Annotated in this window: 9 protein-coding genes; 2 read left to right on the forward strand and 7 right to left on the reverse strand. The window is 71.7% G+C overall.

Translation table 11 applies throughout. The features are described 5' to 3' along the window. Positions 1-54 precede the first annotated feature (54 nt). Positions 55-669: a YdbC family protein gene (locus ABS735_RS27890; RefSeq protein ID WP_373903497.1), complete on the reverse strand. Its 615-nt coding sequence runs from the start codon at positions 667-669 to the stop codon at positions 55-57. 158 nt (positions 670-827) lie between these two features. Between ABS735_RS27890 and ABS735_RS27895 the strand changes: the two genes are divergently transcribed. Then, on the forward strand, positions 828-1,361 hold the full coding sequence (locus ABS735_RS27895; protein ID WP_373903496.1) for a TerD family protein: 534 nt from the start codon (positions 828-830) through the stop codon (positions 1,359-1,361). Positions 1,362-1,481: 120 nt separating this feature from the next. Here the strand turns inward: ABS735_RS27895 and ABS735_RS27900 are convergent, their stop codons facing one another. Next, positions 1,482-4,385 (reverse strand): vitamin B12-dependent ribonucleotide reductase, encoded by a 2,904-nt coding sequence (locus ABS735_RS27900; RefSeq protein ID WP_373903495.1) that lies wholly within the window; start codon positions 4,383-4,385, stop codon positions 1,482-1,484. A 165-nt stretch (positions 4,386-4,550) separates the two neighbouring features. Further along, a complete protein-coding gene (gene nrdR, locus ABS735_RS27905; protein ID WP_373903494.1) occupies positions 4,551-5,099 on the reverse strand; it encodes a transcriptional regulator NrdR in 549 nt (182 codons plus the stop codon). Between the two features lie 614 nt (positions 5,100-5,713). On the opposite strand from nrdR, the gene lexA reads away from it, so the two are divergent. Further along, complete coding sequence (gene lexA / locus ABS735_RS27910; RefSeq protein ID WP_003973219.1) at positions 5,714-6,493, forward strand: transcriptional repressor LexA; 780 nt, start codon at positions 5,714-5,716, stop codon at positions 6,491-6,493. A gap of 124 nt (positions 6,494-6,617) precedes the next feature. Here the strand turns inward: lexA and ABS735_RS27915 are convergent, their stop codons facing one another. The 4 genes from ABS735_RS27915 to ABS735_RS27930 form a co-directional block, all read right to left on the reverse strand. Further along, the gene (locus ABS735_RS27915; protein WP_373903493.1) at positions 6,618-8,666 is read right to left on the reverse strand and encodes an ATP-dependent DNA helicase; all 2,049 of its coding nucleotides are present in this window, start codon (positions 8,664-8,666) and stop codon (positions 6,618-6,620) included. A 299-nt stretch (positions 8,667-8,965) separates the two neighbouring features. Then, on the reverse strand, positions 8,966-9,658 hold the full coding sequence (locus tag ABS735_RS27920) for a GNAT family N-acetyltransferase (RefSeq protein WP_373903492.1): 693 nt from the start codon (positions 9,656-9,658) through the stop codon (positions 8,966-8,968). Positions 9,659-9,688: 30 nt separating this feature from the next. Continuing rightward, the gene (locus ABS735_RS27925; protein ID WP_373903491.1) at positions 9,689-11,542 is read right to left on the reverse strand and encodes an IucA/IucC family protein; all 1,854 of its coding nucleotides are present in this window, start codon (positions 11,540-11,542) and stop codon (positions 9,689-9,691) included. 237 nt (positions 11,543-11,779) lie between these two features. Then, on the reverse strand, positions 11,780-13,120 hold the full coding sequence (locus tag ABS735_RS27930) for an aminotransferase class III-fold pyridoxal phosphate-dependent enzyme (RefSeq protein ID WP_373903490.1): 1,341 nt from the start codon (positions 13,118-13,120) through the stop codon (positions 11,780-11,782). Positions 13,121-13,271 lie beyond the last annotated feature (151 nt).

A 13,271-nucleotide genomic window follows, 5' to 3' on the forward strand; every position in this document is an offset into this window, starting at 1 on the left:
ACGGCGTACGTCACACAGTTTCCACACCTGGGCGAAGTCGGGCGGGTCCGGGTCTCAAACGGTCCAGGAGGGTTCCAACTGCACGATGTCGCCCGTCAGGGCCGCGATGTCGGCCTCCGTCTGGGCGCGCAGGGCGAGCCGCTCCACTCGCTCGGTGCGGTACTTTCCGTGCTCGGCGGCCGACAGCCACATGGACAGCACGAGGTACTCGTTGTACCCGTTTCCCGGGGCCTCGCCGAACAGGCCGCGGATCATTCCTGGCGAGCCGGCCATCGCCGGGTTCCAGACCTTCTCCTGCATGAGGACGTAGTGCTCGGCCCGCTCCTCGTGGACCCGGCACAGCGCCACCCGCAGCAGGTCGGCGTCGGTGAAGCGCGGCTCGAAGCCGGTCTTCACGTCGAACCGGTAGTCGAAGAGCCTGACCTGGGCGTCCTTGAAGGTGCCCACCTGGGCCGAGGCCAGCCTGTCGTGGGAGCGGGCCATGAAGGAGTCGTAGAAGGCACGGCTCTCCCAGAAGGCGAAGACGTGCGCCACGTCCGGCCGCCCCCGGCTCCAGCCACCCCCCTGTCCCCGAAAACCCGGCTCCCCCGGAAGCCCCGCCCACTTCCGCTGCCCCCGTTCGAAACCGCGGCGGTCCACCACGGTGCAGCGAATCCACTTGACCAGCACCGCGCCATGGTAAGGCCAGGGAACGTGGCACCGGTCACTCTCCGCAGGACCGCTTTGCCGCGCCCCCGTCCCGGTGCGTGGCAGGATGGACAACCGGCCGTCACCGTCCGGCAGTTCGGATGGCCGGGCAGGGCGGGGGACCTGGGAAGGGGAAGTCTGTGAACGGCCTCAGCAAGGGCATGCGCAAGGTCGAGGTCGCGCTGCGGTGGGACCCGAGTCCGGCGGGACAGCCGGCCGCCGACCTGGACCTCGTCGCCGGGACCTATCCGGCCGACGATCCGTACGGAACTGCCGCCTATGTGGTGCACTTCGACAGCCGTTCACCGGACGGCACGATCTATCTCAACCGGGACAGCAAGGACGGCAAGGGCTTCGGTTTCGACGAGGTCATGACGTTGGAGCTGGAGCGGCTCGACCCCCGGTACGCGCGCGTGGTGGTGGGCGTCGCCATTCAGCAGCGCACCGAGGACCGGACGTTCGGCGATGTGGCCAACCCGGGGCTGCGCATCCGTGAGGGGTACACGGACCTGGCCACGGAGGACTTCGGCGGCGTCCCGGGCGCCACCGCGGCGACGGTCGCGGAGTTCGTCCGGGACGAGACGGGGGCGTGGGGGTTCCGGGCCGGCGTGCACGGGTTCGAGGGGGATCCCGCGACGTTCACCCGTGCGATGGGCGCGGCGCGGCGCCCCTGAGGGCACACGGGCGCGGGGGGACACGAGCGCGGGGGACACGGGCATTGAGCGCACTGGCGTGAGTAAGGGGCGCCCGCCATGGCGGGCGCCCCTTACTCATGAGCGACTACGAACGGCTACTCAGCTGCAACCGCTGGTCGAGCCGCAGCCCTCGCAGATGTAGCAGGATCCGGCGCGCTGCATCTTCGTGCCGCAGGAGAAGCACAGCGGGGCGTCGGCCTGGATGCCCAGCTGCATCTCCACCAGCTCGGCGCTGGTGTGCGCCTGCTGCGGAGCGGGCTTGGCGGCCTCGGCCTCGGCCTTCGGCGTGGCGACGGCCTTCAGCTCCTGGGCGAGCGGCGCCGACTGGGCCAGGCCCTCGACGTCCATCTCGTCGTCGGACGGCTCGTACGAGCCGGTCTCCAGGTGGCGCTGGCGCTCCTCGGCGGAGTGGATGCCGAGCGCGGAGCGCGTCTCGAAGGGCAGGAAGTCCAGGGCCAGGCGGCGGAAGATGTAGTCGACGATCGACTGCGCCATCCGCACGTCCGGGTCGTCCGTCATGCCGGCCGGCTCGAAGCGCATGTTGGTGAACTTCGAGACGTACGTCTCCAGCGGCACGCCGTACTGGAGGCCGACGGAGACCGCGATGGAGAAGGCGTCCATCATGCCCGCGAGGGTCGAACCCTGCTTGGACATCTTCAGGAAGACCTCGCCGAGACCGTCGTCCGGGTAGGAATTGGCGGTCATGTAGCCCTCGGCGCCGCCGACGGTGAAGGACGTGGTGATGCCGGGACGTCCCTTCGGGAGGCGCTTGCGGACCGGGCGGTACTCGACGACCTTCTCGACCGTCTCGCGGATGGCCGCCTCGGTCTTCTCGGTGATCTCCGCCTTCTCCGCGTCCTTGGCCGACTTGGTCTTGGCGGAGAGGGGCTGACCGACCTTGCAGTTGTCGCGGTAGATGGCGAGCGCCTTGACGCCCATCTTCCAGGCCTCGAAGTAGACCTCCTCGACATCCTCGACGGTCGCCGACTCCGGCAGGTTGACCGTCTTGGACAGGGCGCCGGAGATCCACGGCTGGATGGCGGCCATCATGCGGACGTGGCCCATCGCGGAGATGGAGCGCTCGCCCATCGCGCAGTCGAACACCTCGTAGTGCTCGTGCGCGAGACCGGGCGCGTCGACCACGTTGCCGTGCTCGGCGATGTGGGCGACGATCGCCTCGATCTGCTCCTCCTGGTAGCCCAGGCGGCGCAGGGCCTGCGGGACGGTGCCGTTGACGATCTGCATCGAGCCGCCGCCGACCAGCTTCTTGAACTTGACCAGGGCGAGGTCGGGTTCGAGGCCGGTGGTGTCGCAGGACATCGCGAGACCGATGGTGCCGGTCGGGGCGATGACGGACGCCTGGGCGTTGCGGAAGCCATTCTTCTCGCCGAGGCGGAGCACGTCCTGCCAGGCCTCCGTTGCGGCGGCCCAGATCGGCGTGTCGAGGTCGTCCATGCGGACGGCCTTGGCGTTCTCGTCGGAGTGCTGCTTCATGACCCGCAGGTGCGGCTTGGCGTTGCGGGCGTAGCCGTCGTACGGGCCGACGATCGCGGCGAGCTCGGCGGAGCGCCGGTACGACGTGCCGGTCATCAGGGAGGTGATGGCACCGGCCAGGGCGCGGCCGCCGTCGGAGTCGTAGGCGTGGCCGGTCGCCATCAGCAGGGCGCCGAGGTTGGCGTAGCCGATGCCGAGCTGGCGGAAGGCGCGGGTGTTCTCGCCGATCTTCTGGGTCGGGAAGTCCGCGAAGCAGATGGAGATGTCCATCGCGGTGATGACCAGCTCGACGACCTTCGAGAAGCGCTCGGCGTCGAAGGACTGGTTGCCCTTGCCGTCGTCCTTCAGGAACTTCATCAGGTTCAGCGAGGCGAGGTTGCAGGACGTGTTGTCCAGGTGCATGTACTCGCTGCACGGGTTCGAGCCGTTGATGCGGCCGGACTCGGGGCAGGTGTGCCAGGCGTTGATGGTGTCGTCGTACTGGATGCCGGGGTCGGCGCAGGCCCAGGCGGCCTCGGCCATCTTGCGGAAGAGCGCCTTGGCGTCGACCTCCTCGATGACCTCGCCGGTCATGCGGGACGTCAGGCCGAACTTGCCGCCGTCCTGCACGGCCTTCATGAACGTGTCGTTCACGCGGACCGAGTTGTTGGCGTTCTGGTACTGGACGGACGTGATGTCGTCGCCGCCCAGGTCCATGTCGAAGCCCGCGTCGCGCAGGGCGCGGATCTTCTCCTCTTCCTTCACCTTGGTCTGGATGAAGTCCTCGATGTCGGGGTGGTCGACGTCGAGGATGACCATCTTGGCCGCGCGGCGGGTGGCGCCGCCGGACTTGATGGTGCCGGCGGAGGCGTCGGCGCCGCGCATGAAGGAGACCGGTCCCGAGGCGTTGCCGCCGGAGGAGAGCAGTTCCTTGGAGGAGCGGATCCGGGAGAGGTTCAGGCCGGCGCCGGAGCCGCCCTTGAAGATCATGCCCTCTTCCTTGTACCAGTCGAGGATCGACTCCATGGAGTCGTCGACGGACAGGATGAAGCAGGCGGAGACCTGCTGCGGCTGGGGCGTGCCGACGTTGAACCACACCGGGCTGTTGAAGCTGAAGATCTGGTGCAGGAGGGCGTAGGCCAGCTCGTGCTCGAAGATCTCGGCGTCGGCGGGCGAGGCGAAGTACTTGTTGTCCTCGCCAGCCTTCCGGTACGTCTTCACGATGCGGTCGATGAGCTGCTTCAGGCTCACCTCGCGCTGCGGAGTGCCCACGGCACCCCGGAAGTACTTGCTGGTGACGATGTTGACCGCGTTCACCGACCAGAACTCGGGGAACTCGACGCCACGCTGCTCGAAGTTGACCGAGCCGTCGCGCCAGTTGGTCATGACGACGTCACGACGCTCCCAGGCCACCTCGTCGTAGGGGTGGACGCCGGGAGTGGTGTGGACGCGCTCGACGCGGAGTCCCTTGCCCGCCTTGGTGCCCTTGGCGCGGGAACTCCGTGCCGGACCGCTCGCCGTCTCTGTCATGCCGCCTCCCTGTACGGGCGAAAACGCCCTGAAGTGCCCCGATTGTTCCCGTGGGCACGGTGTTCTGTCTGGTGTTGCGGGCATCTCTCGCTGCGCCCGCAACAGGTCTCTGGTCGCCGCCGTCCGGCCGGGCCCGGGCGCCGAAGTCCGGGTCCGGCCCGCCGGTCAGTCGGCGGCGCCTGCGGGCTCGGGGACCTGTCCTGCCCCCGTGGACCCGCGGTCGTTCTCCTGGCTCCCCGCGCCGGTGCCGTCGTCTCCGCCGGGGCGCCCCGTCGTCTCCCTCAGTTCCGCGATCGCGGCCTCGAAGTCCTCGAGCGAGTCGAACGCCCGGTAGACCGAGGCGAATCGCAGATAGGCGACGAGGTCGAGTTCCTGCAACGGGCCGAGGATGGCCAGCCCCACGTCGTGGGTGGTCAGCTCGGCGCTTCCGGTGGCCCGCACCGCCTCTTCGACCCGCTGGCCGAGCTGCGCGAGCGCGTCCTCGGTGACGGGACGGCCCTGACAGGCCTTGCGCACCCCGTTGATCACCTTGGTGCGGCTGAACGGTTCGGTGACCCCGGACCGCTTCACCACCATGAGCGAGCACGTCTCCACGGTCGTGAACCGACGGGAGCAGTCAGGGCACTGGCGGCGCCTGCGGATCGACGTGCCGTCGTCGGTCGTACGGCTGTCGACGACACGGCTGTCGGGGTGCCTGCAGAAGGGGCAGTGCATGGACTCCGAACCCTCCTCACAGCAGACTCAACAGCCTCGAAAGGCCCTCCAGGCCCCTCGAAGCAGCCCCCAGCATAGGCGATCGCGGCGGGCTCGAAGACCCGGGGGACCACAACTTGTGGGCTGCTGATGCAATCCAACCACTAGATGTGGGGATTGGCTCATACATACACGCCGTGCACGCGTGTCGCGCCTGTGCGTACGTGCCCCCTCAGGCCGCGAAGGCGCGCCGCGCCCCCGCGCGCGGCCGCGAGGCGCATGCACAGGCGCATGCAGGCACACACAGGCACCCGCACGGCCGTATCGCCCGGAAGCATGCGGAGATACCGTGGGCACCGCGGGGAGGGGACGTGGGACTACCGCAACAGATGGGAGACCCGCCCTGTCGAACGGGATGCCGGATGGCAGACTGGAGCGACATCCCGGAGGTTGTCACCACGGCGGTGAAGAGTACAGCAATAAGCCCTTTTGTCCGCCAGGCGCCACGGTAGCCATACACCCAGACATGCAATACGGACGAGAGATTCGCGTTTTTTCACTCGAACGTGTGTTTGGCGCAACCTTTCGAAAGCTACTACCGTTGTGCAGCAGGGAGACCATCGAGAGGGGCCGACGTGACCACCACCGCCGACAGTGCCACCATCACTGCCCAGGAACGCCCCCAGGGCCGACCTGAGCCGGTGCACGCGATGAGCGACGCCGCGAATCCCGAGGGGCACAAGCGCTCCCTGCCGGGGCGACCTCCCGGCATCCGGGCGGACAGCTCGGGACTCACCGACCGCCAGCGCCGGGTGATCGAGGTCATCCGCGACTCGGTGCAGCGGCGTGGGTACCCGCCGTCGATGCGGGAGATCGGCCAGGCCGTGGGCCTCTCCAGCACCTCGTCCGTGGCGCACCAGCTGATGGCACTGGAGCGCAAGGGCTTCCTGCGCCGGGACCCGCACCGCCCGCGCGCCTACGAGGTGCGCGGCTCCGACCAGGCCGCCTCGGTGCAGCCCACGGACACCGCCGGAAAGCCGGCCGCGTCGTACGTGCCGCTCGTCGGGCGCATCGCCGCCGGTGGACCGATCCTCGCCGAGGAGTCCGTCGAGGACGTCTTCCCGCTCCCCCGCCAGCTGGTCGGTGACGGTGAGCTGTTCGTCCTGAAGGTCGTCGGCGACTCGATGATCGAGGCCGCGATCTGCGACGGCGACTGGGTCACGGTCCGCCGCCAGCCGGTCGCCGAGAACGGCGACATCGTGGCCGCGATGCTCGACGGCGAGGCCACCGTCAAGCGCTTCAAGCGCGAGGACGGCCACGTCTGGCTCCTCCCGCACAACTCGGCCTACGAGCCGATCCCCGGTGACGACGCGACCATCCTCGGCAAGGTGGTGGCCGTACTGCGCCGCGTCTGAGCGCCACGGCGGGCGGGGACGCGCGACAGCGCCCCGCCGACCCGACCGGGCCCCGGAACCTCTGCGCCGGTTCCGGGGCCCCGCGCTGTGCGGGGACCGGCGGCCCGGCGCACGGACCGCCCGCTCAGTCGCCCTCCGTCTGCCCCGCGGCTTCGGCCTGTCCTGCGGCTTCGGCGTGCTGTGCGCCCTCACCCGGCCCGGCGCCCTCGGTCTGCTTCGCCTTCGCGTCGATCGCGGCGAGCGACTTGCGGACCTGGTTGCGGTCCGTGGTGAACCAGAAGTGGGGCAGGGACGCCTTCAGATAGCTCCCGTACCGGGCCGTCGCCAGCCGCTGATCCAGCACGGCGACCACCCCGCGGTCGCCGGACGCCCGGACGAGCCGGCCCGCGCCCTGGGCCATCAGCAGCGCGGCGTGGGTGGCGGCGACCGCCATGAAGCCGTTGCCTCCGGCCTCCTCCACCGCCTTCTGGCGGGCGCTCATGAGCGGGTCGTCCGGACGCGGGAACGGGATCTTGTCCATGACGACCAGCTGACAGCTCGGCCCTGGGACGTCGACGCCCTGCCACAGCGACAACGTGCCGAAGAGGCAGGTCCGCGGGTCGGCGGCGAAGTTCTTGATCAGCTCGCCGAGGGTCTCCTCGCCCTGGAGGAGGATCGGGTACTCCGGGATCCGCGAGCGCAGCTCCTCGGCGGCCAGCTGGGCCGCGCGCATCGAGGAGAACAGCCCCAGCGTGCGACCGCCCGCCGCCTGGATCAGCTCGGTCAGCTCGTCGAGCATGTCGCCGCGGTCGCCGTCCCGCGCGGGGCGGGCCAGGTGCTTGGCGACGTAGAGGATGCCCTGCTTGCGGTAGTCGAAGGGGGAACCCACGTCGACGCCCTTCCACTGGGGCACGTCGTCGCCCTCGGTGCCCTCGGGGGCGAGACCCAGCGACGCGCCGACGCCGTTGAAGTCGCCGCCCAGCTTCAGGGTCGCGGAGGTCAGGACCACCGAGCGGTCGGTGAAGAGCTTCTCCCGCAGCAGCCCCGAGACGGACATCGGAGCGACCCGCAGCGAGGCGCCGAACCGGTCGTGGCGCTCGTACCAGACGACGTCCCACTCGGAGCCGTTCGTGATCCGCTCCGCCACGTCGTGCACGGACTCCACGGAGGCCAGAGCCTGCTTGCGGACCGCGTCCTCGTCCTGCACGGACTTGTCGCGGGTGGTCCCGATGGCCGAGATGACCGTACGGCAGGCATCCCGCAGCGCCATCAGTGCGTAGCCCAGGTCTTCCGGAATCTCCTCGAGGCGGCCCGGCAGCGCCAGCTCCATCAGCCGCTCGAAGCCCTCGGCGGCGGTCTGGAGCTGGTCGGCGGCCTTCTCGTTGACCAGCTTCGCGGCGCGGCGCACCGCACGGTTGACCTGGCCTGGGGTCAGCTCGCCGGTGGCGACCCCGGTGACCCGGGAGACCAGCTCGTGCGCCTCGTCGACGATCAGCACCTCGTGCTGCGGCAGGACGGGCGCGCCCTCGATGGCGTCGATCGCGAGCAGGGCGTGGTTGGTGACGACGACCTCCGAGAGCTTGGCCCGCTCGCGGGCCGTCTCGGCGAAGCACTCGGCGCCGTAGGCGCACTTCGAGGCGCCCAGGCACTCCCGGGAGGACACCGACACCTGCGACCAGGCACGGTCGGAGACGCCCGGCGTGAGATCGTCGCGGTCGCCGGTCTCGGTCTCGTCGGCCCAGTCACGCATACGCAGCAGGTCCTGGCCCAGCTTGCTGGTGGGGGCGGCGGCCTCGAACTGGTCGAAGAGGCCCTCCTCCTCGTCCTGCGGGACGCCCTCGTGCAGCCGGTGCAGGCACAGATAGTTCGACCTGCCCTTGAGCATCGCGAACTCCGGGCGGCGACGCAGCTGCGGGTGGAGCGCGTCGACCGTGCGGGGCAGGTCCCGCTCGACCAGCTGCCGCTGCAGGGCCAGGGTCGCCGTGGCCACGACCACCCGCTCCCCGTGCGCCAGCGCGGGCACCAGGTAACCCAGCGACTTTCCGGTGCCGGTGCCGGCCTGGACCAGCAGATGGGAGCCGCCGTCGATGGCTTCCTCGACGGCTTCGGCCATGGCCACCTGGCCGGGACGCTCCGTGCCGCCGACGGCGGTGACGGCGGCGTGCAGGAGTTCGGGGAGTGAGGGCTTCGTCATAGCGCGACCACCCTACGGCCCAGGACTGACAAACGGGTCGGCAAGGCGGGTGCGAGGGGCGGAAGTGACGTTTCGAGGGGCGGGAGCGACGGGTTCCGGGACTGCGGGGGCCGTGGGGACCGTGGGGACCGCAGAGGCATGCGGGACCGCAGGGGCATGCGGGATCCCAGGGATCGGCGGGACTGCAGAGACAGGCGGCACAGGAGAGACAGACGGCACTGCGCGGACTGGCGGGGCAAGAGTGGCTCCTGGACGGGCGGCCGGCGAACGGGGCGGGAGACGGCGACGTGCGCCGCGCGTCACGGAGACTCCCGCGCCGTCCGCTCGCGGACCATGAGGGCGGCCCGCTTGGCGGGCAGGTCCACCTCGGCCGCCAACCGGAACCCGGCGCCGAGGAACGCCGCGACGGACGACGTGTTGCGGACGTCGGGTTCGGCGAGCACGCGCGTGCAGGCGGGGCGCCCCGCGAGGACGAGTTCGGCGACGGTCCTGATCAGCTCGGTTCCGATGCCCCGCCCGCGGTCGGCGTCGTCGCCGATCAGCAGGTGGACACCGGTGTCGTGCGGCCGGACCGGGCAATACCGGGCCAGCGGGTCGAGGTCGGCCCGGTAGATCTCCCAGTAGCTCATCGGCGCTCCGTCCAGCATCCCGACGCACGGGACGCTGCGTCCGTCCCCGGCCAGCTGAGCCCGTAGATGGTCGGCGGTCACGCTCTGCGGTCCGGTCAGTTCCCAGTACGCGGCGACGGCGGGATCGTTCATCCAGCGGGCGATGAGCGCGGCATCCCGTTCGACATCGACGGGCACCAGGTGGAACACGCCGACGGGGGTGACGCTCGGCCCCCAGTCGGCGAGTCGGTCGAGGAGATCCTCACGCGCGCGTGCCGCAGCCGCCTGTGCGGGGTCGTTCCCCGCGCTGCGGAAGAGAGCGACGAACTCTTCCGGCAGGTGCAGGTCCAGGGTGTCGTCGGCGCTCGCGTCGGTGGCATTCACAGTGTCGCTCCTTCGGGGAGGGCGGCCCGCTCAGGCGCGCAGGGGGTTGGCGATGGTGACGTAGACGGACTGGGTGTCCACCGGGCCGACGAGTTCGTCGAGGCCGTGCAGCCGGGTCAGCAGGTTCGCCTTGCAGCGCAGCGCCGGCGAGTCGAGGAGGTACGCGGGGAGCGGACCGCCCAGTGGGGCGGGGCCCGAGACCAGCTCGCCCAGGAAGCGGCGGAAGGCCGCCAGCAGTGTTCCTTCGTCGGCGAGCCCCTGGGAGCCGAAGGCGCCGATGAGACCGAACACGTTGTTGACGGCGAGGTAGTAGGCGAAGCGCTCGTCGGTGACGTCGTCGGCCACGAACGTGTCGCTGTGTTCACCGATCCCGGGCAGCCGGGCGTCGAGTTCCGCCCGGCGGGACTCGCGGAAGTAGTAGCCCTGGTTGTCGCGGTAGCGGCCGCCCGAGGGCCAGCCGTCCGCGTCCAGCAGGACGAGCGTGTTCTGCTGGTGCGCCTCCAGGGCGATCCCCGCGCGGGCGTCCAGCCACAGGACGGGACGTACGACGTGGTGGAGGTAGCGCAGGAACCACTCGACGGCGACGGCTCCGCGCGGTCGGCCGGTCCGCCCGGCGAGCCGGGTGACGACCTCTGCCAGCCGGGAGCGCGCGGTGTGTCCGGACACGCCGGTCACGGACCCGTCGTGCCCAGCGGGCCCCTCCGCCGCCCGGGTGCGCAGCCGCGGCGCGACGAGAGCGGCCACGCAGGAGACGTCGTCCGAAGGCCGGAAGGGGTTGTGCCGGACGACGACGTCGAGCCCTCGCAGGGGCGTGCCGTCCGGTCCGTCGACGGCGAGCCAGGCCGGGTCGCGGACGATGTCGAAGCCCGGGTGGGCCGCCTGCCACCGGCGCGCGAGGCCGCGGCGCAGCAGCCGGTGGACCTCGACGCCGCGGTGGAGTTCCTTGCGGAGGTTCTCCCGCCGCGAGTTGGTGATGTGCAGGGCCAGCGAGAGCTTGAGCATGGCGGGGGCGCCCGTGCGGTGGACGGTGCGCACGGAGGACGTGGGGTGCCACGCCGGACCCTGTGCGCCGAGGTCCCTGACCAGACCGGTGTCCAGCAGTGCGGTCATGTCCGGTCGGTGCAGCAGCGCGCGGAACTGCCAGGGGTGCAGGGGCAGAAGGGCGTGCCCGTCCGGTGGCGCCGGCCCGTCCGCGGCGAGGCGCGCGGTGAGCTCGGCCGCCGGGACCGGGCGGCCGCGCTCGGTCCAGGCCGAGCCGGCGGCGAGTACGGAGGGGGAGACGGCCAGCCAGTGCAGGGGGAAGGAGCCGCGCAGCTCCGGTGAGTACCGGTGGGCTTCCGCCTCGGTGAGACCCTCACGGCTCTTCGGGGTGGGGTGCAGCGGGTGTCCGAGGAGAAGCGCCTGTTCGGCGGCGAGGAAGAGGTCGGGTCCGCCGCGGTTCCCCGGACCGTCGGGGTGACCGCCCGGGCCGTCCACGGGTCGTTCCGCACGGTCGCGGAGGAATACGGCGGTGCGGCGGACGGAGTCGGCGACGCGCGCGACGAGGTCGGGACCGTCGGGCCCCAGGGGGCCGGCCGTCTCGCGTACGAGCAGCGCGGCGAGGGTGACCGCGTCCACGGGCGGCGCCGAGGCGGGCGCACCGGTCAGCCGTGGGGGGCCGAAGCGGTGTCGGCCGGTCGGGGACCAGTAGAGGACGGGAACGGCCAGGGCCGTACCGCAGGCGGGGAGGGGCACCCGGAGGAAGCCGTCGTCGGGGGCGGGCGCGTCGGCCTCGCGGGCCCAGCAGCGGATCAGGTTCTCGGTGGCCGCGGCCTGGGCGGCGGCGTAGGGATCGAGGTGGTCGAGCGGGTCGGCCGCCGAGGGTGCCGAGGGTGCCGAGGGCACGGTCGGCAAGGGCAACGGCGAGGACACAGGCAGAGCCGGGGGCAGGGCTTCGGAGACGGTGTCCGCCTCCAGGGCCGGCCCGCGCCGGGCACCCGCAGAGGCGGCAGGCTCCGCGGTGGCCGAGCACGCCGGATCAACCGGTGCCCCGGGCGTGCAGACGACCGCAGGGGCCGGTTCGGATGCGGAGTCGGGGTGCAACGCGGGTCCTCCTGGCGTGCTCTGTCCGGGCGGTGGGTCTCATCGCGGGGTGCGCTCCCCGCGTAACGCGGCAGCACCGCCGGAGCGGTGGCGGTCCACCGCCCGCACGGCGTCGAAGAGTCGGTCCAGGACGGCCGACATCTGCTCCTCGGTGACGATGAGCGGTGGCAGCAGGCGTACGACGTTCGCGCACGGCCCCGTGACGTCCACGATCAGCCCGCGGTGCAGACACTCCCGGCGGACGGCGGCGGCGAGTTCGGCAGGTGTGCCGGGTGTGCCGGGGCGCATGCCGTCGGAGGGGACGGCAGGCGTGCCGTCCGGTGCCACGCCCGGTGCCACCAGCTCGATGCCGGCCATCAGACCCCGCCCGCGTACGTCGCCGACGCACGCGAACTCCTCGGCCAGGGTTCGCAGTCGGGTCAGCATCCGGCCGCCCAGCGCGGCGGCGTGTTCGGCGAGGCGGTGTTCGCGGACGTGGGCGAGGGTGGCGGCACCCGCGGCCAGGGCGAGTTGGTTGCCGCGGAAGGTGCCGGCCCCGGGCGCACCCGCGTGCGGAGCGGCCAGGCGGCCCACAGCGTCCTTGCCGCCCATGCCGCCCTTGCCGCCCAAGTCGCCCAGGTCGTCGCGGTGGACCACCGCTGCCAGCGGCAGGCTGCCGCCGATCGCCTTGGCGAGGACCAGCACGTCGGGCGTGACTCCGCTGTGTTCGAACGCCCAGTAGGCGCCGGTCCGGCCGACACCCGTCTCGGTCTCGTCGACGACGAGCGGGACGGCCCGTCCGGCCGTGCGGGCGCGCAGGCGCCGTACCAGGGCGTCCGCCGCCGGGAACACGCCGGCCTCGCTCCGGACCGGCTCCAGGAGGAGTGCGGCGGGCGGGTCCTCTCCCGCCTCGCCGTCGTCGAGAAGCGGCTCGTGGGCGTCGGCGACGGCGATCACCCGGGACCGTCCGGTGGCGGCGCGGACCAGTGAGACGGCGGTGGCCACCGGGTCGTTTCCGGTCGGGCCGCAGAACCGCACGCGCGCGTGGTCGGCGAGTTCGGGCGGCAGGGTGCGCAGCAGCTCGGTGACGAAGGCGTCCTCGACCGGGGTGGTGAGGTCCATGACGTGCAAGGGTGCGCCCGAGTCGAGGACCGCGCGGATCGCCTCCAGGACGACGGGGTGGTTGTGGCCGAGGGCCAGGGTCCCCGAGCCGGAGACGCAGTCCAGGTAGCGGCGGCCGTCGGCGCCCTCGATGGTGAGCCCCCGGGCCCGGACCGGTACGACCGGGAGAGCGCGCGCGTAGGTACGCGCGGCCGGTTCACGCGCCGGCTGACGCCTCGAAGCGCCCTCGTGCACGGCGCTTTCCCGCACGACACCCTCGTGCACAGCGCCCTCCCGCACGACTCCCTCGTGCGCCGCGCCTCCCCGGGCGGCGTGCGCGCGCCCGGACGCCCCGCCCCCGGGCTCCCCCGTCGCGACCGGCCGGGCATTGCCGCCTCCGGCCGCCCGGCTCCCGTAAGGGGATCCCGCCACGTCTTGTCGACCTCCCGCT

The sequence above is a fragment of the Streptomyces sp. MMCC 100 genome, assembly GCF_041538145.2.
Taxonomy (GTDB): domain Bacteria; phylum Actinomycetota; class Actinomycetes; order Streptomycetales; family Streptomycetaceae; genus Streptomyces.